Raw genomic sequence first — 20,810 nt, 5'->3', positions numbered from 1 at the left:
GATTTCTATGCCTTTTTTGTGAACAAGAGGCTGTGACTCCATATGAATATTCGAAGTTCTTATAAACCCAAAAATCATTTTAATATTCTATCAATCCAGCACTTTATGATACATCTAATACGCTTCAAACATGATATAATAGATGTGCAAGAAACATAAACGATGAATTGTATGTATAAATGTATTTTGATACATTGATATTAATAAAATGAGTAAAGGAGTTACTTTATGCCTGAATTGATTCAGATTGATGACATCAACCAAGCGCAAGCTTTATTGGGGAATAATGATGAACACATTCACCTCATTGAAGATGCGTTCGATGTTGTGATACATGCTCGAGGACAAGAAGTGGCAGTGAAAGGGGAGACAGTCACTGCAGTAACAGAGGCTGAATCTGTACTTATTAACTTATTAAAAGTCATTGAACAAGGTGTATCAATCACTGTAAAAGATGTACAAGCCGCTATCAAAATGGCTAAAAATGGCCAAATTGATCACTTGATTGATTTATTTGAGGAAGAAATAACGAAAGATGCTGGAGGCAAAACGATTCGTGCAAAAACGATGGGTCAACGGATGTACGTTCACGCTATGAAAAATAACGACCTTGTTTTTGGTATTGGACCAGCGGGAACGGGAAAAACATTTTTAGCAGTGGTCTATGCAGCCAAAGCATTGCGTAGTGGGCAAGTAAAGCGACTTGTACTCACAAGGCCCGCTGTTGAAGCTGGAGAATCGCTTGGATTTCTTCCTGGTGATTTAAAGGAAAAAGTCGACCCTTACTTACGTCCGTTATATGATGGACTTCATACAGTATTAGGCGCTGAACATACAGCGCGTTTAATTGAACGAGGAATCATTGAAATTGCGCCTTTAGCTTATATGCGAGGGAGAACTTTAGATGATGCGTTTGTGATATTAGATGAAGCTCAAAATACAACACATGCGCAAATGAAAATGTTTCTTACGCGCCTCGGCTTTGGTTCAAAGATGGTGGTCACAGGTGATAAAACGCAAATTGACCTACCACGAGGCGTGAAAAGTGGTTTGATTGAGGCTGAACAGCGTCTTAAAAACATTAAAGGGTTAGCGATACAGCAATTAGATCAAGCAGATGTTGTACGCCATCCATTAGTAGGTCTTATCATTAGTAGATATGAGGAGGACTAATTTATGTTTACAATTGATTTTAGTGATCATACAGGACAAGTCAAAGATGAATGGTATACACAAATCGAACAATTATTAACATTTTCCAAAACGGCAGAAGGCATTGAAGAGGAAGCTGAAGTTTCAGTGACTTTTGTTGACAAGGCTGAAATTCAAGCGATTAATCGTGAATACCGTAATAAAGATAAAGTCACGGATGTCATTTCATTCGCTTTTGAAGAACAGGAAGATATTTTTGAAGGTATCGAAATGCCCCGAGTATTGGGAGATATTATTATTTGTACAGATGTCGCTCAAGAACAAGCTGAGCAATACCAACATTCTCTTGAACGTGAATTAGGATTTTTAGCGCTTCACGGATTTTTGCATTTATTAGGTTATGACCATATGACAGAAGCGGATGAAAAAGTCATGTTTCAACGTCAAAAAGCAATATTAAATGAATTCGGATTAACGAGGGAGACGTAATGCGTCGTTTTAAATATGCGATTGAAGGCTGTTACACAATTTTAAGAAAAGATCGTCATTTTTTATACCATATCGTTGTCACTTGTTTTGTTATCATTTTAGGATGGTGGCTTTCACTGAGCATGACGGAATGGTTATTCATTGTTTTATCAATATTTTTAGTCTTGATCAGTGAGGCGTTGAATACCGCGATTGAGTATGTCGTCGATATGACAACAGAAGAGTTTCATCTCTATGCGAAATATGCTAAAGACATTGCCGCATTCAGTGTATTACTTGCTGCACTATTTGCCCTGATAACAGGGAGTACGATTTTAATACCTAAGTTGATTTCAATGTTATAAGAGGAGAAGATAAAGATGAGCTATACAGAAAAACACTACACAGAAGTTAGAAAAGCACAACAAAAGGCCTATGCACCATACAGTCAATTTAAAGTAGGCGCATATTTAATTACTAAAGACGGCCAAACATTTCACGGGACAAATGTCGAAAATGCGGCCTATCCTTCTTCTATTTGTGCCGAACGTTCGGCACTTGTTGCTGCAATATCACAAGGCTATCGTCCTGGTGATTTTGAGTCGATCACCATCACTGTCGACAGTCCAGAACTTGCATCACCTTGTGGTCCGTGCCGTCAAGTGATGAAAGAACTTTGCGACGGAGATATGCCAGTTTACATGACGAATCAAACTGGAGAGATGCGTGAATCTACAGTTGATGAATTATTACCATACGGCTTTTCAGGAAAGGATTTAAACAATGGATAAACACAAATCAGGCTTTGTGACGATTATCGGTCGTCCGAATGTAGGAAAATCCACATTCGTCAATCGTGTCATCGGACATAAAATTGCAATTATGTCTGACAAAGCTCAAACGACACGTAACAAAATACAAGGCGTAATGACCCAACAAGGTGCACAAATCGTATTTTTAGATACACCGGGCATTCATAAACCGAAACATAAGCTCGGACAATATATGATGAAGGTGGCTAAAAACACACTTTCTGAAATCGATGCAGTCATGTTTATGGTTAATGTCAATGAACCCATTGGTCGCGGTGATGAATACATTATGGACATGCTTAAAACGATTCAAACACCCGTCTTTTTAGTCTTAAACAAAATTGATCTCGTACATCCAGATCAATTGATGCCTAGAATTGAACAATATCAAAAATACATGGATTTTGCAGAAATTGTCCCGATTTCTGCCCTTGAAGGCCATAATGTCGATCATTTTATTAATGTTTTAAAATCGTATTTACCAGAAGGGCCTCAATATTATCCAGATGGACAAATTTCAGACCATCCAGAACAATTCGTAGTGAGTGAATTAATCCGTGAAAAGATTTTACAAACCACGAGTGAAGAAATCCCACATGCCATTGGGGTTCATGTTGAGCAGATGATTCAGGAGTCAGAAGATCGTGTTCATATTGAAGCCATTATCTTTGTCGAGCGCGATTCACAAAAAGGAATTGTCATCGGCAAAGGAGGTAAAAAACTCAAAGAAATTGGCAAGCGTGCACGTCGAGATATTGAACATTTACTCGGCTCTAAAGTTTATCTTGATCTATGGGTAAAAGTGCAAAAAGATTGGCGTAATAAAGCCACTTTCATTAAACAAATGGGTTATGTTGAAGATGAATAAGCGCTGAAAAAGGTGGTGTTCACATGCTTGTTAAACAAAAAGGGATTATTATTAAGGCCATAGATTATGGCGAGTCTGATAAGATTATCACGATACTTAACGAACATGGCGCCAAAATACCACTCATGGTCCGACGGGCTAAAAAAGTTAAATCTGGGTTGCAAGCGACGACGCAACGCTTTGTAGAAGGTCTTTTTATATATAACAAATGGAAAGGTATGGGCACATTGACCTCAGTTGACATTTTACATCTCAACTACGAGCTCCGCCAAGATATCTTTGCCCATAGTTATGGCAGTTTGTGCGTTGAAACGATCGATCGTGCGATGGAGCCAGATGAAGTGCAACAAGGCATGTATCAACTGCTTCACTTCGCCTTGCATCGTTTTCAACACGGTGTTTCACCACAACTGATCGCTAATATCGTTATGTTGAAGTGTATCACACATTTTGGATTCGATATTGATTTATCACAGTGCGTGATAACTGGTGATACCAATCCAGCTCATCTCTCTCATTACAGCTTTAAGTATAATGGGGTGATTGCACAACAAGTGGCTTATAAAGACCCTAAAGCATTGCCTTTATCAAACAAAACGATTTACCTCATGCTTGTTTTAAAAAATTTGCCATTAACAAAAATAAATGACATACGCATCCAAGAAAGTATTATAGAAGAAATGTCACAATTCATTTTACTTTTGTATAAGGAATATGCCGGCATGTACTTTAAAAGTCAACGGATGATTAACCAACTGCATCGATTAGAGACAGATAGGCGATATACGGATTAGCGCAATCATGCATTTCTAAGGTGGGAAGATCATACTTCCTGCCTTTTTTGTAATCATAAATGAGCCGATGGGGTTTTGTTTAGGGGGGGTTGTCTGATGCTGTACGAGGAACAATCGGAAAATATTAGACGATGACATCTCTTTAAAAAATAGGGGACATCCATCCGTTCCCCATATCACCTTAACTCATGATATGGGGAAAAGGACGATGTAAAATCGATGCCCAAACACGCGAACATTTCATTTCAACAAGTTAACAGGGCAAAATTTTAACGTAATCCATATCTCAATTTGCCTAAATCTTTACGTTATTACTTGTATCGCGTGATTAACTTAACTAAAACTTTACTTTTTCTGATAAAAATGCATTTAATTCGTGAATTGGCATACGAACTTGTTCCATTGTATCACGGTCACGAACGGTTACTTGTTGATCTTCTAAAGAATCAAAATCAAAAGTGATACAGTATGGTGTACCAATTTCATCTTGACGACGATAACGTTTACCAATAGACTGTGATTCATCAAAATCTACAGCAAATGATTCGCTCAATTGTTCATAGACTTTAATCGCTTCTGCAGACAGCTTTTTACTTAACGGTAATATTGCAGCTTTATATGGTGCGATGGCAGGATGGAAGTGTAGCACTGTACGTGCATCGTTACTGCCCTCAATGCCTTCTTCTTCATATGCATCACAAAGGAATGCCAAAGTAACACGGTCTGCACCTAATGATGGCTCAATACAATATGGCAAATACTTTTCATTTGTTTCAGGATCATGATAGTTAAAGTCTTCACCTGAATGTGTACTATGTTGTTTTAAATCAAAGTCTGTACGACTAGCAATACCCCATAGTTCGCCCCAACCGAATGGGAAACGATATTCGATGTCAGTCGTTGCATTAGAATAATGTGATAGCTCATCTTCATCATGGTCGCGTAAGCGCGTGTTCTCTTTGTTTAAGCCTAAATTTTCTAGCCATTGTGCGGCAAAGTTTTTCCAGTAATTTTGCCACTCAATTTCAGTACCAGGCTTACAGAAAAATTCCAACTCCATTTGTTCGAACTCCCGTGTACGGAAAATAAAATTACCCGGAGTGATTTCATTACGGAATGATTTCCCTATTTGACCAATACCAAAAGGTAATTTTTTACGCATCGTACGCTGTACATTTTTATAATTCACAAAAATACCTTGTGCTGTTTCAGGACGTAGAAAGATTTCATTCGTAGAGTCCTCAGTTACGCCTTGAAACGTTTTAAACATCAAATTGAATTGTCGAATGTCAGTCCAGTTTGCTGTGCCACTAACAGGACAAGTGATTCCTTCTTCATCGATGATCCGTTTCATCTCATCAAAACTCAACCCATCAGCAATGAAATTTTCATCGCCTTTTACATTTGCCATGTAATCTTCAATGAGTTTGTCCGCACGATAACGGATTTTACTATCTTTGTTATCAATCATTGGATCATTAAAGTTCGCCAAGTGTCCTGAAGCTTCCCAAGTTTTCGGGTTCATTAAAATTGCTGCGTCTAAACCAACATTATAAGGGGATTGTGTGATGAATTTTTTCCACCACGCTTTTTTTATATTGTTTTTCAATTCAACACCGAGTGGGCCATAATCCCAAGTATTTGCTAACCCACCATAGATCTCACTACCTGGAAATACAAAGCCTCTATGCTTTGCCAATTGTACAATTTTGTCCATGTTCTTTTTCTCCATACAACACACTCCTTAAAAATTAAAAATCCCAAGCCAAAGAATTAACTTTGCCTTGGGACGAATTATTTTAATAATCCGCGGTTCCACCCAAATTAGTGTCGCCACTCACTTTTATTTTGTTTAAAATTCAAGCCAAATAGAAGTGTTAAGCTTTCACCATTCTTAACTCGCTTTGTTTATAATTTTAAATTATAGTCCATAGAAAGGCAAGAAAAAACATAATTGTCTGTAATCACATAACAAGTTATAATGGAGCATATACTTAATAAAAGAAACGTATAGGGCAATGAAGACCATCGATTCGTCGTCTAACTGATCAACGCTTTACAAAGCATAGTTTGATTTTTAATTATCATTGGATGTAAAAAATATAGTGCTAATATGCAAAAAGGAGGCACTTCTGCTATTTAATTAGCATAACCGACATGTAGCGGTTTTAAATAGGCAGAGACCCAGATCGAACTCAATTCAAGACAGGAACACATTGTTGAAATTGTAAAAATGGATGGACCGATTACTGGAGAAAAAATTGCTGAACGTCTCAATCTAACGCGTGCAACTTTGAGACCTGACCTTGCAATCCTCACGATGGCTGGTTTTTTGGAAGCTCGACCTCGCGTAGGCTATTTTTATTCTGGGAAGTCCAGTTCACAGTTGTTAACTGAAAAATTTAAGCAATATAAAGTCAAAGATTATCGCTCGCAGCCTGTTATTTTGAAAAGTCAAGTTAATGTTTATGAAGCCATTTGTGCCATTTTTATCGAAGACGTTGGCACATTGTTTATCGTCAATGAAGAAAATGAGCTGGTGGGTGTATGTTCGAGAAAAGATTTACTGCGCGCCTCTATGGCGGGTCAAGATATTCATACGATGCCTGTAAGTATGATAATGACGCGTATGCCGAACATCGTATTGATGAGAGAAGATGATCTTATTTTATATGCAGCACGGCAAATGATTCATAAAGAGATTGATTCAATCCCTATAGTAAAAGAAAAGGAGAACGGCAAATTTGAAGTAACTGGCCGTATCTCAAAGACAACAATCACTAAATTATTTGTGTCATTGTTTGATGATTAGGAGGATGATCCATGGCAAATATAAAAATTATTATTGCATCAGATTCAGTAGGCGAAACAGCTGAACTCGTCGCAAAAGCGTGTATTTCTCAATTTGATGATTGTGAACATTCTCCTCATATTTTGCGTTATCCTTATATTGAAACGACAGAAAATATTGATGAAGTGATTGCAGTCGCTAAAGAATCCGAATCAATCATTATTTACACGCTTGTGCGTCCAGATATTAGAAAATACATTAAAAAAGAAATCGAACAAAACCAACTTAAGTCGGTCGATATTATGGGACCACTATTAGAAGTAATGGAGCAAACATTTCAACAAAAACCTTTAAACGAACCGGGTATCGTGCATAAGCTGGATGAAGATTATTTCAAAAAAATCGAAGCTATGGAATTTGCGGTAAAATATGATGATTGCAAAGATCCTAAAGGGCTTCCTAAAGCGGATATTGTATTAATCGGTATTTCACGCACTTCAAAAACACCAATTTCTCAATATTTAGCGCATAAACGTTATAAAGTCATGAATGTACCCATTGTGCCTGAAGTCACACCACCTGAAGCTTTATTTGATGTTGATCCGAAAAAATGTGTGGCACTTAAAATTAGTTCTGAAAAATTGAATGCCATTCGTAAAGAACGTCTAAAGCAATTGGGATTATCAGACTCTGCACGTTATGCAACTGACCAACGTATTGCTGAAGAACTAACATATTTCAATCAAATTGTTGAACGCATTGGTTGCCCTGTATTGGATGTATCGAATAAGGCCATTGAAGAAACGGCGAATAACATTATTCAAATTATTGAGCATAATCATTCCATCTAACATGAATAAATTGTATAATGTAACGACTGTTTAAGAATATAAATGAATGAAATGATGATTCAGACATGATTTGTGATACAAGGTGATGAAATGAGAATACCACAAAATACAATTGATGAAATCAAGCAAAAATCAGATATACTCGATATTGTAAGTGAATATGTAAAGCTTGAAAAAAGAGGACGCAATTATATTGGGTTGTGTCCTTTTCATGATGAAAAGACGCCTTCTTTCACGGTCTCAGAAGACAAACAAATTTGTCACTGTTTTGGATGTAAAAAAGGAGGCAATGTCTTTCAATTCATTCAAGAAATTGAAAATGTTTCTTTTACCGAAGCAGTGCAACAACTCGGTGCGCGTGTTGATATCAAAGTAGATATTAGTCATGAAACGCAAGAACAGTCGCATATGGCTTCTGATGATTTGACGATGATTCAAATGCATGAAGAGCTCCTTGAATACTACCACTACCTGTTGAATAAAACAGTTGAAGGTGAAAAAGCGCTACAATATTTGTATGAACGAGGCTTTACGAATGAAATGATCGATGCTAGAAAAATCGGTTATGCACCAGATTCATCTCACTTTGCTACAGATTATATGAATAAAAAAGGATATGATTTACAACTGGGTTATGAAGCCGGTATTTTATCTAGAAATGATGTGGAATTTAATTATTATGATCGCTTTCGTGATCGTATTATTTTCCCCCTTGCCAATGCACAAGGGCGTATAGTCGGCTATTCTGGTCGTACGTATAATGGTCAGGAACCGAAATATTTAAATAGCCCGGAATCACCTATTTTCCAAAAAAGAAAACTTTTATATAATTTAAATCAAGCACGTAAAAAAATCCGACAAAGTGACGAAGTGATACTTTTAGAAGGGTTTATGGATGTCATTAAAGCCGATGATGCAGGGATTAAAAACGTCGTTGCAAGCATGGGGACACAATTATCACAAGACCATATCACGTTTTTAAAAAAGATGTGTAGTCATATTACTTTGATGTTCGATGGTGATTTTGCTGGGGTAGAAGCCACACTCAAAACAGGACAACAGCTATTGCAACAACATTTTAATGTTTATGTCGTTCAATTACCTTCAAAACTCGATCCAGATGAGTATATTATGAAATTTGGTCCTGAACAGTTCAATAGCTTTATCAAAACCGAAAAAAAAGCGTTTGTCAGTTTTAAACTACACCATTATCAACATGAAATTCAAAATAATGATTTAGCATATGAACAATATTATCGTATGTTTCTTGACGATGTGGCTTATATTAATTCCAATATTTTAAAAAATAAAGTCGTCCAAGATGCATCTGAAGTGTTTAAAGTCAGTGTAGATCGTCTAAATAAGGAAGTAGAGCGTGTTCAGCCGCGGCAAGCGTATAAACCAGCGACGCCAATTCAGTCGAATCAATTTCAATTCATGCAGCCGAATAAATATGAAAATGCGGAGCGTGCAATACTCAAACATTTCATTGTCAATAAGGATGTTTTTTTAAGCTTTTATCAAGATATCGAAGAATCAGACTTTACAAATGAATATTTTAAACGTATATTTAGTATCTTGCGAGAGTTTTATTCAAAACATGATTCGTTTACGATGAGTGAATTTATTACTTATATTGATCACGATCAATTGAAAGAAGTGTTGATATATTTATGGGATTATCCACTTAACCGAGAACCGTTTGAGAACGAAATCGCTGATTATATTCAAGTGATGACTGAACATCGATATTCTGAATCGATTGAAATGCTCCATGAAAAATTACGTGAAGCCACACGTGTTGGAGATACTGCATCTCAAAAATATTATTTAGAGATGATTGTTAATAAAAATAGAGCTAGATTGAAGAATCAAGAATAATTTTGGGAGGCCTTTTTATGTCAGATAACCAGGTAAAAGTAATTAAAAAAGAAACCATTGATCCGGCACTCACATTAGAAGATGTAAAAAAACAGCTTATTGAAAAAGGTAAAAAAGAAGGTCATCTAAGTCATGAAGAGGTAGCAGATAAATTACAAAATTTTGACATGGATTCTGATCAAATGGATGAATTTTTCGATATGATTAATGACAATGATATTCAACTCATCAATGAAAAAGACAGTTCTGATACAGATGATAAATTAAATCCAAATGATCTCAGTGCACCTCCAGGCGTTAAAATTAATGATCCTGTCAGAATGTATTTGAAAGAAATTGGACGTGTAGATTTGTTGAGTGCGCAAGAAGAGATCGAACTTGCGAAACGTATTGAACAAGGTGACGAAGTGGCAAAAGCGCGCCTCGCTGAAGCCAACTTACGTTTAGTTGTCAGTATTGCGAAACGTTATGTCGGACGCGGTATGCTGTTCTTAGACTTAATCCAAGAAGGTAATATGGGGCTCATTAAAGCGGTTGAAAAATTTGATTTCAGTAAAGGGTTTAAATTTTCAACGTATGCGACATGGTGGATTCGCCAAGCCATCACGCGTGCGATCGCTGACCAAGCACGTACAATCCGTATTCCAGTTCATATGGTGGAAACGATTAACAAACTCATTCGTGTACAACGTCAATTATTACAAGATTTAGGACGTGATCCAGCACCAGAGGAAATTGGAGAAGAGATGGATTTACCGCCTGAAAAAGTACGTGAAATCCTTAAAATCGCACAAGAACCTGTATCACTTGAAACACCGATTGGAGAAGAGGATGACAGCCATCTTGGTGATTTCATTGAAGACCAAGAAGCACAGAGTCCTTCCGATCATGCTGCATATGAATTGTTAAAAGAACAGTTAGAAGATGTTTTAGACACTTTAACTGATCGTGAAGAAAATGTTTTACGTCTTCGTTTTGGATTGGATGATGGTCGTACACGTACACTTGAAGAAGTTGGGAAAGTCTTCGGTGTGACACGTGAGCGTATTCGTCAAATCGAAGCAAAAGCATTACGTAAATTAAGACATCCAAGTCGAAGCAAACGCTTAAAAGACTTTATGGATTAAAATGGATGAAAGGGATGGCGACAGTGATTGTCTCTATTCCTTTTTATTATAGATATTTGAGATTAAAGGAGAAACATGATGATTCCGATTAATAAACGACTGGAGAAAGTGAGTGAATATGTTCGAGGTGATGTCCTTGCAGACATCGGTTCTGATCATGCTTTTTTACCGATTTATTGTATTCAAACAGGTAAAATTGTTCGTGCGATTGCAGGGGAAGTCATCCAAGGCCCTTTTCAATCCGCACTTTCAAATGTCAGACAGCATGGATTTCAACAACAGATCGATGTCCGTTTAGGAAATGGACTGACGATTATCAAATCAACAGATCAAATTGATACAGTGACGATATGTGGTATGGGAGGACCATTAATCACACGAATTTTAACCGAGGGGATACCATTTATCGCCAATCACCCACGCCTCATATTGCAGTCCAACATTCAAAGCGAACCCATCCGACGATTTTTACAAGATCACGGTTATCAAATCACGACTGAAGTGCTAGTCAAAGAACGTGCCCATATTTATGAAATTATTGTTGCTGATTCTGGCAAAATGAACCTAACTGAGAAAGATTTTAAATTTGGCCCATTTCTTCATACGGAACCCAATCGTTTATTTATTGAAAAATGGGAACGAGAATTAACGGCACTTCATGATATTAAACAACAATTACATCCTGAAAAACATCAACAGCGTTATCAAGAAATCGAAAAGCAAGAGAATGAAATTAAAGAGGTGTTGGCACGATGAAATTAAGTGCATTATTGACGATTTTAAATCGAGAAGTCCCTTTCCATACTGCTGAATCTTGGGATAATGTTGGTTTATTAGTCGGGGACCCTCAAAGTGAAGTCACTGGAATCATCACGACCTTGGATTGTACATTACAAGTCGTGAAAGAAGCAATAGACAAAAACTGTAACACGATTATTGCACACCATCCATTGATTTTTAAAGGCATTAAAAACATTACACAAGATGGGGAATATGGTTCGATTTTATATTTATTGATTCAAAACGATATTAATTTAATCGCGTTACATACCAATTTAGATGTACATCCAGAAGGCGTCAATGCAATGTTGGCGAGCAAATTGGGACTGGAAAATCAACAATTATTAAGTCTTGAAAAAGAGGAATATTACAAAGTTCAAGTTTATATCCCTAAAGTGGCGGCAGACACATTTAAACATGCACTGAGCCAACACGGGCTCGCTCGTGAAGGAAATTACGAATATTGCTTTTTTAACATGCAAGGCGAAGGGCAATTTAAACCGATTGGGGATGCAACACCACATATCGGCCAAATTAATGAAATTGAAACAGTCCAAGAAATTAAAATTGAATTCATGATTGAATCCTCACAAGTTGAATTAACTAAAAATTTAATTCATAAGCATCATCCTTATGAAACCCCTGTCTATGATTTCATTCGTATGGTGCGGTCTGGCAACTATGGTTTGGGCATTATAGGTGAATTGCCACAAGCCAGTGCCGTTGAAACGTTTGTCAATTCGGTAAAACACGCGCTTCATATGCCAAGTGTGCGTTTTATCGGTCAACGCGATGCAATGATAAAGCGTGTCGCAATCATTGGTGGTGCAGGGATGGGTTATGAACAACTCGCATTTCAACGTGGAGCAGACTTATTTATTACTGGAGATATCAAACATCATGAAGCACTCGACGCTAAAACGGCAGGAATCAATCTGTTGGATATCAATCATTATAGTGAATATGTAATGAAAGAAGGGCTCATCCATTTATTAAATCGATGGATAGATACACCGCTTGATGGTCCAATCGTTGCTTCCCAAATTCATACTGATCCTTATGACTATATGTAATTTGCTAGAATGATAACTCGGCGTGTCGCAAACCAGTATAGCATTAAATAAAGCCTTACTTTTCACAATATCAATCAGAAAAGTAAGGCTATATTTTTAATTGATTACTCCATAATTTTTACAGGCTTTGCTTTTTTAATTTTAGGCAGAATTTTTTCAACTGGTACATGAGAGGTTGTCACATGTGTTTCAGGGTTCATCGGATCATACTGATTTAGAAAATGAATCACTTCTTTAACAATCGGTGTTGGTGTCGAAGCACCGGCCGTTACTGCCACGGTTTGAACCCCTTCGAGCCAAGATAAGTCGAGTTGTGATATATCAGCGATACGATATGAATGCGTATGTGCGATATCTTTAGATACTTGAGCTAAACGATTAGAGTTATTACTTTTAGGGTCTCCCACAACAATAAGTAAATCCGCTGCACCTGCTTGATTTGCAACAGCTTCTTGACGAACTTGCGTCGCTTGGCAAATCTCTTTGTGTTGTTCAATATGCGGAAACTTTTCTTGTAAAGTTTCCATTAAATGCATGACATCCCATTGTGACATGGTCGTCTGATTCGTAACAATGAGTGGGTGGTCGTTCAATGTCGAAGGTAACTGTTCTACATCCTCTTTTGTTTCAACAAGATAAACAATATCTGGTGCAACACCTACAGCGCCCTCTGGTTCAGGATGTCCTTTTTTACCAATATAAACAACATGATAACCTTGTTCTTTTTTATCTCGAATCAATTGATGGGTATTTTCAACATCAGGACAAGTCGCATCAATGCATGTTAATCCCTTTTCTTTTGCACGATTTTTAACTTCTGGAGAAACGCCATGTGCAGTGAAAATTACTGTTCCTTCGTCAATTTGATCTAATATTTCTAATCGATTCGGTCCGTCTAACGTAATAATTCCATCTGATTCAAATGCATCTGTCACATGTTTGTTGTGCACGATCATACCTAATATATAAATAGGGCGAGGTAGATTAGGATCTAGCGATGCATTACGAGCAATCACCATAGCATCTACAACACCATAACAATAACCACGTGGGGTGATTTTAATAATCTCCATTCTTTATACGAACCTCCTTTAATAACTCATTATAGCAACTCCACAGCAGTTTTAAAATTAATATACGTTGCTGTTTTTGTAAAGTAAAGGAATTAAATATTTTAAGAAAAGCACAACTTGCTTGTTTTCATTAATCTTATTTTCATTTATAATATAGAGACGAATCTTTAAGGAGGCCAAACCATGGCAAAGCATCCATTTGACCAATTTCGCTTTGATTCAGAGCTAATTGAAGCAATATCGGCATTAAATTTTAATCAACCGACTGAAATTCAACAGCGTGTTATTCCTAAAATCATGAAGCGTGTTAATCTTATTGGTCAATCTCAGACAGGTACAGGAAAGTCACACGCCTTTTTGTTACCTATATTTCAGCAACTTGACGTAGCCGTTCATGAACCACAGGCTATTATTGTTGCGCCAACGCGTGAACTTGCAACACAATTATATCAAGCCGCAGTTCAATTAAGTGAATATAAAAAAGATGTCAAAGTCAGTTTATTTATCGGCGGAACAGATTTTGATAAAGATAAACAAAAAACAACGGTACAGCCACAACTTGTAATTGGTACACCAACACGCATTAACGATCTAGCCAAAATTGGTGTATTACATGTCCATTTGGCACATCAATTAGTGATTGATGAAGCAGATTTGATGATTGATTTAGGTTTAATACAAGAAGTAGACCAAATTGCCGCTAAACTTGACAATGATGCAAAAATGGCCGTTTTTAGTGCAACGATTCCAAAGTCACTTCATCCATTTTTGAATAAATATTTGGAACACCCAGAATTTGTTGAGGTGAAGAGTGAGGCTAAAAATAAGAAAAGTATTGAATTCTACTTAATCCCAACAAAAGGCACACAGAAAATTGAAAAAGCCGTCTCGTTATTAAACATTATAAACCCTTATTTAGCAATCATATTTTGTAACAGTCGAGAAAGCGCTAATCAACTCTCGAATGAATTACAACAACAGGGCATTCAAGTCGGCATGATTCACGGAGGATTGACACCACGTGAGCGGAAGCAGCAAATGAAACGAATTCGTAATTTAGACTTCCAATATGTCATTGCGAGTGATCTTGCATCCCGGGGAATTGATATCGAAGGCGTCAGTCATGTGATTAACTTCGATGTGCCAAAAGATATTGATTTCTTTACACATCGCGTTGGTCGTACCGGCAGAGGTAATTATAAAGGTGTTGCCATGACACTCTATACGCCGGAAGAAGCCTATCTCATCGAGGCAATTGAGAACAAAGGCTATCATTTTGAAAATGTCGATATTATTAATGGGGAGTTAAAACCGATTAAGGCACACAACACGCGCCAACTTCGAAAAAAACAAGATGATCATATTACACAACAAGTGAAACATAAAGTTAAACGTAATACAAAAAAGAAAGTGAAACCTGGATATAAAAAGAAATTCCAACAAGAGCTTGAACAACTTAAACGTCAAGAAAAACGACAATTCAGTCGTAGAAAAAACCGTCAGTCTAGAAAAAAATAGTGAGTAAAAGGATAGGATAATTATGTTAATTGGATCACATGTCTCTATGAGCGGAAAGAAAATGTTAGAAGCGTCAGCCGAAGAAGCACATCAATACGGTGCTTCAACGTTTATGATTTATACAGGTGCGCCACAAAACACACGACGTAAAGCAATTGAGGAATTGAATATTGAAGCAGGTCAAGCAGCGATGCAACGCTATCAATTATCCAATATCGTTGTGCATGCCCCTTACATCATTAACATTGCTAATACTAAAAAACCCGATGTTTTTGAGCTAGGCGTCAACTTTTTGCAAAACGAAATTGAGCGGACAGAAGCACTAGGCGCCAAAGATATTGTCCTACATCCTGGGGCACACGTTGGCGCTGGTGTTGATCTTGGCATCCAACGTATCATTGAAGGATTGAATGAAGTATTAACCAATCAGAATGATGTGAGAATCGCATTAGAAACGATGGCAGGTAAAGGATCTGAAATCGGAAGAACATTTGAAGAAATCGCTCGAATTATCGAGGGTGTCACGCACAATGAAAGGCTATCAGTTTGCCTTGATACATGCCATATTCATGATGCAGGTTACGATATTGTGAATGACTTTGATGGTGTTCTGGATGAATTTGATCGCATTATCGGTGTAGACCGTATTAAAGTTGTTCACGTTAACGATAGTAAAAACCCTATCGCTGCACATAAAGATCGTCATGAAAATATTGGTTTTGGTCATATTGGATTCGACGCATTAAATTACATCGTACATCATGAACAATTCAAAAACATCCCAAAAATTTTAGAAACACCTTATGTGGGTGAGGACAAGAAAAACAAAAAACCACCTTATCGTTACGAAATTACAGCATTCAAAAATAATACATTTGACCCAGAGATGAAAAATAAAATTATGGCCGACATGTCATAAGACTTTAAGTCATTTTAGACGATATTTGTATAGATTACTGAGACAACGTATCCCAATATTAGGGAAGGTTGTCTTTTTTCATGAATCACATCCGGATTTCGTGACATACCAAAAGAATCCGATATGCTATAATAAAAACATATCGTAAACATTACTATTTACATTTTTATATAGGGAAGGTATAGTAAGAAATTGAGGTGAAAATATGTCCCAACCTGTATTTGAATTAAAAAATATAGATTTCTTTTATGAGCAAAAAAAGGTGCTTGAGAATATCAATATTCGTATCAACAATGGCGAATTTTTAGCGATTGTAGGCCCTAACGGAGCTGGTAAATCAACACTGCTTAAACTTATTTTAGGTATTCTCCCCATTCAAAAAGGTGAAATACTTATTGATGGCGAATCATATCACAAAAAGTTAACAACGGATAAAATAAGTTATGTGTCTCAGAAGGCGTCCTCCGTAACTGCAGGGTTTCCTGCAACGGTTCAGGAAGTCGTATTAAGTGGTTTAACGCGTAAAAAGAGATTGTTCAAATGGTTTAATAAAAAAGATGATGCTAAAGTTGATCAAGTTTTGAAAAGGCTCCATATTTCATCACTAAAACATAAAAATATCGCGCAATTATCAGGTGGACAACAACAACGCGTTTTGATTGCGCGTGCTTTAGTCTCTGATCCAACCGTTTTAGTTTTAGATGAACCAACGAATGGAATTGATGCTAAACATGTCAAAGAGTTTTATGATACATTAAACCATCTTAAAGAAGAGGGTGTGACGATTATTCTTGTTACGCATGATATTGGTGTCGTCGCAGATACGGCAACCGAGGTAGCATGTTTAAACAAACATTTGCATTTTCATGGTGCAGTCAGTGAATTTAAATCATTGAATGAAGTTGAAATCTCAAAAATATATGGTCATCCAATCAAATTTGTCGATCATAAACATGATAGGGATTGTTGTTATGATTGATGCGTTATTGAATTTTGAATTTATCAGATATTCATTTATTAGTGGGATTTTAATCGGACTCATTGCACCGTTGATTGGTACTTTCGTTGTGGTTCGACGCTTATCTTTAATTGCTGATGCATTAAGTCATGTCACTTTAGGCGGGATATCATTTGGAATGTTTCTACTCACATTGTCACCGTTGTTCTCTTTTATAAATCCTATTTGGACAGGCATTCTCTTTGCGATTATAGGCGCACTTTTGATAGAATACTTGAGAAATTCTTATAAAAATTATCAAGAAATTGCCATTCCTATTATTATGAGTACTGGGATAGGATTGAGTGCTATTTTCATTTCTTTAGCCAAGGGATTTAATCAAGAACTCGTAGGCTTATTATTTGGTTCAATTAGTGCTGTGTCACTGAGTGATCTAGTGACCATTATTATGATTTCTGTGTTGGTCTTGCTTTTTATCATGTTATTTTATAAAGAACTATTTATTCTCTCATTCGATACAGAGTATAGTCAGGTCATTGGGATACCCAGATGGATACAATTTTTGTTTATTGTCATTGTAGCACTCGTCATTTCTGCATCTATGCGTGTGATTGGTGTACTCTTAGTGAGTGCGTTAATCACATTACCCGTTGCAATTGCGATGCGTTGGACAAAAGGATTTAAACAATTTATTTTGATTAGCATAATAGTTGGGGAAAGTGCTGTGATTACAGGGCTGGTTTCAGCATTTTATTTAAACATTTCACCAGGTGGGATCATTGTTGTGATTTTAGTGATAATGTTAGGCTTGACACTTTTTTATCAGTCCTTTGTTTACGGAAAGTTTAAAGGAGTGAAGCGCTATGAAAATGGACGAAGCAATTCGTATATTAAAAAATAATGGTCATAAATATACCGATAAGCGTCGAGACATGATTAATATTTTCATTAATGAAGACAAATATATCAATGCGAAAACGATACAGAAACAAATGAATAACCATTATCCAGGTATTTCATTTGACACCATCTATAGAAATCTTCATTTATTTAAATCTTTGGATATTATAGAAGCTACAGAGATGGACGGGGAGATGAAATTTCGCGTTGCATGTACGTCGCACCATCATCACCATTTCATTTGTCGCGTGTGTGGAGATACGAAAATGATTGATTATTGTCCAATGACAGAAATTAAAGCGGCATTACCAGATGTTGATATCGAAATGCATAAGCTCGAAGTCTATGGCATTTGTGAAAAATGTAAAAGTGAGTCATCATTGTGAAAACGTTTTGTTTTAGGCCAAAAAAAATCGGAAGAGTGAGAGGGAAGGCCCCATATCGCTTTTCCGATTTTTTCATTATGATGCGTACGTAAAGAAAATTGTTGCCCAATCTACTGAGTTTTACTATGTCTATCATTGATAAGGCTTTTCGTACGCCATGTATTTTATTTTGATGGCATGACAAACAATTTATCCTATAACTGATTTTGTATCTCTTCTTGTCGTTTCTTCTCTTCCCATTCTGCGGCAAGTTTATCGATTTCTATTTTTAATTCATCGACCATCGTTTCTTCTGGCACTTTACGAACAATTTTACCTTTCATAAAGAGTAAGCCTTCTCCACGCGCACCAGCAATACCAATGTCTGCTTCTCTTGCCTCACCAGGACCGTTCACCGCACAACCGAGTACAGCTACTTTTAATGGGACTTGTAATTTTTCTATATAAGCTTCAACTTCATTTGCAATTGAAATTAAATCAATTTCAATACGTCCACAAGTTGGACATGCAATAAGTGTCGCAGCATTACTAGCGAGACCAAATGATTTCAATAACGATTTTGCCACTTTGACTTCTTCCACTGGATCTGCAGATAATGAAATTCTCATTGTATTACCAATTCCTAATGAAAGGATGGCACCTAACCCTGCAGAAGACTTCACTGTCCCGTTGAATAAAGTTCCACTCTCCGTAATCCCTAAATGTAATGGATAATCAAATGCCTGCGCAGCTTTCGTATACGCCTCAATTGCCAAGTTCACGTCACTTGCTTTCATTGAAACAATAATATCATGGAAATCGAGTTCTTCTAAAATTTGGATGTGATGAAGTGCACTTTCAACCATGCCATCCGCAGTAGGATAACCATATTTTTTCAGAATATGTTTTTCAAGTGAACCCGCATTGACACCAATACGAATCGGAATACCTTTAGCTTTGCACGCTTCCACAACAGCTTCAACTTTCTCGCGTCTACCTATATTTCCTGGATTGATACGAATTTTATCCGCACCATTTTCAATCGCAATCAAAGCCAACTTGTAGTTAAAATGAATATCAACAACGAGCGGTATATTAATCTGTGCTTTAATCTCTTTGATTGCATGAGCGTCCTCTTCATTCGGGCATGCGACACGAACAATTTGACAACCTGCTTCTTCTAATCGTTTTATCTCAGCTACTGTTGCTGCAACATCGTGAGTTTTCGTTGTTGTCATACTCTGAATGACAACTTCATCTGCACCACCAATCGTTAAATTACCAACTTTAACTGGTCGCGTATGTTTACGATGTGTAATTTCAGCCATGTTAGGGAACTCCTTTATTTAAAATTTTAACTTGAAAATGTACTTCATTGAGGCCATTAATCAATGTTATTTCATATTATACAATAGGGAAACCGCATTATTCAAAATAATGTGACTGAAAGGGAGTATATTTTTAGATGTTGCTGTTAAAAAAAGTCTGTATTCACCTTTCATTACAGCCAATTCTAAATGCGTATGGACTTGATGTATGCAATGAACAATTTGTACTTGACTTTTCATTTTAACAATTCAACGACATTTTTTCAATTTATGACGTTTATCATGAGCCACTATGAGTTATAATAAAACTATAAGCAATGTAGGTCGCTTACATTGCTTTCGTACAAGCAGATTGATTGATTATAACATGAAAGTTGATACAATAAATATGGAATCAAATTTAGGAGGATGATTAATTATGGCATTTGAACTACCAAAATTACCTTATTCTTATGATGCATTGGAACCACATATCGATAAAGAAACAATGGAGCTCCATCACGGTAAACATCATAACACATACGTTACTAAATTAAATGCTGCTGTTGAAGGCACAGAATTGGAAAATAAATCACTTGAAGATTTAATCACACATTTAGATCGCGTACCTGAAAATGTACGTACTGCTGTGCGTAACAATGGTGGCGGTCATTTAAATCACTCATTTTTCTGGCAACTGCTTACACCAAACTCTGAAGAAAAAGGTGAAGTAGTGGATAAAATTAAAGAACAATGGGGATCATTAGACGCATTCAAAGAAGAATTTGCAGATAAAGCAGCGGGTCGTTTCGGTTCTGGTTGGGCTTGGCTTGTTTTAAATAATGGAAAATTAGAAATTATTACAACACCTAACCAAGACAGTCCGTTAACTGAAGGTTTAACACCGCTTTTAACTTTAGATGTATGGGAACACGCATACTATCTTAAATATCAAAACAAACGCCCAAGTTACATCGAGTCATTCTGGAATGTTGTAAACTGGGAAAAAGTTGACGAATTTTATCAAGCTGCAAAATAAACAATGGATTTTGCAATGACGAACTGATGATGAGAGGTTAAGCCATATCATATGACTTAACCTTTTTTTGTATTTTTACAACGATTACGTGCTATATTTCTATACATACTTTTAAAAATTTTTAAGTGTCAAAA

At 36.6% G+C, this 20,810-nt stretch carries 21 protein-coding genes; 18 read left to right on the top strand and 3 right to left on the bottom strand.

Annotation, left to right across the window (positions count from 1 at the left end):
* Positions 1 to 228: 228 nt before the first annotated feature.
* The 6 genes from B5P37_RS00215 to recO are packed head-to-tail and all read left to right on the top strand — an operon-like array spanning position 229 to position 4,094.
* Entirely contained in the window at positions 229 to 1,173 is a 945-nt protein-coding gene (locus tag B5P37_RS00215; protein WP_085235971.1) for a PhoH family protein, read from the top strand.
* 3 nt (positions 1,174 to 1,176) lie between these two features.
* Entirely contained in the window at positions 1,177 to 1,641 is a 465-nt protein-coding gene (gene ybeY / locus B5P37_RS00210) for an rRNA maturation RNase YbeY (RefSeq protein ID WP_085235968.1), read from the top strand.
* A complete protein-coding gene (locus tag B5P37_RS00205) occupies positions 1,641 to 1,985 on the top strand; it encodes a diacylglycerol kinase family protein (protein ID WP_085235966.1) in 345 nt (114 codons plus the stop codon). Before ybeY ends, B5P37_RS00205 begins: the two co-directional genes overlap by 1 nt.
* Positions 1,986 to 2,000: 15 nt before the next feature.
* On the top strand, positions 2,001 to 2,411 hold the full coding sequence (gene cdd, locus B5P37_RS00200; protein ID WP_085235964.1) for a cytidine deaminase: 411 nt from the start codon (positions 2,001 to 2,003) through the stop codon (positions 2,409 to 2,411).
* Positions 2,404 to 3,300 (top strand): GTPase Era, encoded by an 897-nt coding sequence (gene era / locus B5P37_RS00195; RefSeq protein ID WP_085235962.1) that lies wholly within the window; start codon positions 2,404 to 2,406, stop codon positions 3,298 to 3,300. Before cdd ends, era begins: the two co-directional genes overlap by 8 nt.
* A 23-nt stretch (positions 3,301 to 3,323) precedes the next feature.
* The gene (gene recO, locus B5P37_RS00190; RefSeq protein WP_085235960.1) at positions 3,324 to 4,094 is read left to right on the top strand and encodes a DNA repair protein RecO; all 771 of its coding nucleotides are present in this window, start codon (positions 3,324 to 3,326) and stop codon (positions 4,092 to 4,094) included.
* A gap of 337 nt (positions 4,095 to 4,431) precedes the next feature.
* On the opposite strand, the gene B5P37_RS00185 is transcribed toward recO, so the two are convergent.
* Positions 4,432 to 5,826: a glycine--tRNA ligase gene (locus B5P37_RS00185; protein ID WP_085235958.1), complete on the bottom strand. Its 1,395-nt coding sequence runs from the start codon at positions 5,824 to 5,826 to the stop codon at positions 4,432 to 4,434.
* A gap of 501 nt (positions 5,827 to 6,327) precedes the next feature.
* Between B5P37_RS00185 and ccpN the strand changes: the two genes are divergently transcribed.
* From ccpN to B5P37_RS00155, 6 genes are all read left to right on the top strand, one after another.
* Positions 6,328 to 6,906 carry a transcriptional regulator CcpN gene (ccpN, locus tag B5P37_RS00180; protein WP_240622372.1) on the top strand — a complete coding sequence of 193 codons (579 nt, stop codon included), beginning with the start codon at positions 6,328 to 6,330 and terminating at the stop codon, positions 6,904 to 6,906.
* 11 nt (positions 6,907 to 6,917) lie between these two features.
* Positions 6,918 to 7,736: a pyruvate, water dikinase regulatory protein gene (locus B5P37_RS00175; RefSeq protein ID WP_085235954.1), complete on the top strand. Its 819-nt coding sequence runs from the start codon at positions 6,918 to 6,920 to the stop codon at positions 7,734 to 7,736.
* A gap of 90 nt (positions 7,737 to 7,826) precedes the next feature.
* The gene (dnaG, locus tag B5P37_RS00170) at positions 7,827 to 9,617 is read left to right on the top strand and encodes a DNA primase (protein WP_085235952.1); all 1,791 of its coding nucleotides are present in this window, start codon (positions 7,827 to 7,829) and stop codon (positions 9,615 to 9,617) included.
* Between the two features lie 17 nt (positions 9,618 to 9,634).
* Positions 9,635 to 10,744 (top strand): RNA polymerase sigma factor RpoD, encoded by a 1,110-nt coding sequence (gene rpoD, locus B5P37_RS00165; protein WP_085235950.1) that lies wholly within the window; start codon positions 9,635 to 9,637, stop codon positions 10,742 to 10,744.
* Between the two features lie 78 nt (positions 10,745 to 10,822).
* The gene (locus tag B5P37_RS00160) at positions 10,823 to 11,500 is read left to right on the top strand and encodes a tRNA (adenine(22)-N(1))-methyltransferase (protein WP_085235948.1); all 678 of its coding nucleotides are present in this window, start codon (positions 10,823 to 10,825) and stop codon (positions 11,498 to 11,500) included.
* Complete coding sequence (locus B5P37_RS00155) at positions 11,497 to 12,597, top strand: Nif3-like dinuclear metal center hexameric protein (RefSeq protein ID WP_085235946.1); 1,101 nt, start codon at positions 11,497 to 11,499, stop codon at positions 12,595 to 12,597. The genes B5P37_RS00160 and B5P37_RS00155 overlap by 4 nt, the downstream gene beginning before the upstream one ends.
* A gap of 104 nt (positions 12,598 to 12,701) precedes the next feature.
* Here the strand turns inward: B5P37_RS00155 and B5P37_RS00150 are convergent, their stop codons facing one another.
* Positions 12,702 to 13,670, bottom strand: a complete 969-nt coding sequence (locus tag B5P37_RS00150; RefSeq protein WP_085235944.1) for a 4-hydroxy-3-methylbut-2-enyl diphosphate reductase — start codon at positions 13,668 to 13,670, stop codon at positions 12,702 to 12,704.
* Between the two features lie 183 nt (positions 13,671 to 13,853).
* Here B5P37_RS00150 and B5P37_RS00145 point away from each other — a divergent pair, with 183 nt between their 5' ends.
* From B5P37_RS00145 to B5P37_RS00125, 5 genes are all read left to right on the top strand, one after another.
* A complete protein-coding gene (locus tag B5P37_RS00145) occupies positions 13,854 to 15,188 on the top strand; it encodes a DEAD/DEAH box helicase (protein ID WP_085235942.1) in 1,335 nt (444 codons plus the stop codon).
* 22 nt (positions 15,189 to 15,210) lie between these two features.
* The gene (locus B5P37_RS00140; protein WP_085235940.1) at positions 15,211 to 16,107 is read left to right on the top strand and encodes a deoxyribonuclease IV; all 897 of its coding nucleotides are present in this window, start codon (positions 15,211 to 15,213) and stop codon (positions 16,105 to 16,107) included.
* Positions 16,108 to 16,312: 205 nt separating this feature from the next.
* On the top strand, positions 16,313 to 17,086 hold the full coding sequence (locus B5P37_RS00135) for a metal ABC transporter ATP-binding protein (protein WP_085235938.1): 774 nt from the start codon (positions 16,313 to 16,315) through the stop codon (positions 17,084 to 17,086).
* The gene (locus B5P37_RS00130; protein WP_085235936.1) at positions 17,079 to 17,966 is read left to right on the top strand and encodes a metal ABC transporter permease; all 888 of its coding nucleotides are present in this window, start codon (positions 17,079 to 17,081) and stop codon (positions 17,964 to 17,966) included. Before B5P37_RS00135 ends, B5P37_RS00130 begins: the two co-directional genes overlap by 8 nt.
* Positions 17,929 to 18,351: a Fur family transcriptional regulator gene (locus B5P37_RS00125; RefSeq protein ID WP_085235934.1), complete on the top strand. Its 423-nt coding sequence runs from the start codon at positions 17,929 to 17,931 to the stop codon at positions 18,349 to 18,351. The genes B5P37_RS00130 and B5P37_RS00125 overlap by 38 nt, the downstream gene beginning before the upstream one ends.
* 194 nt (positions 18,352 to 18,545) lie before the next feature.
* Here the strand turns inward: B5P37_RS00125 and ispG are convergent, their stop codons facing one another.
* The gene (ispG, locus tag B5P37_RS00120; protein ID WP_085235932.1) at positions 18,546 to 19,658 is read right to left on the bottom strand and encodes a flavodoxin-dependent (E)-4-hydroxy-3-methylbut-2-enyl-diphosphate synthase; all 1,113 of its coding nucleotides are present in this window, start codon (positions 19,656 to 19,658) and stop codon (positions 18,546 to 18,548) included.
* Positions 19,659 to 20,076: 418 nt separating this feature from the next.
* Here ispG and B5P37_RS00115 point away from each other — a divergent pair, with 418 nt between their 5' ends.
* The gene (locus B5P37_RS00115; protein ID WP_085235930.1) at positions 20,077 to 20,676 is read left to right on the top strand and encodes a superoxide dismutase; all 600 of its coding nucleotides are present in this window, start codon (positions 20,077 to 20,079) and stop codon (positions 20,674 to 20,676) included.
* The last annotated feature ends 134 nt before the right edge of the window (positions 20,677 to 20,810 follow it).

It is taken from the genome of Staphylococcus lutrae (genome assembly GCF_002101335.1).
In the GTDB taxonomy this organism is placed as follows: domain Bacteria; phylum Bacillota; class Bacilli; order Staphylococcales; family Staphylococcaceae; genus Staphylococcus; species Staphylococcus lutrae.
Note: the sequence above shows the minus strand (reverse complement) of the source record. Positions and strands in the feature narration are given on the sequence as shown.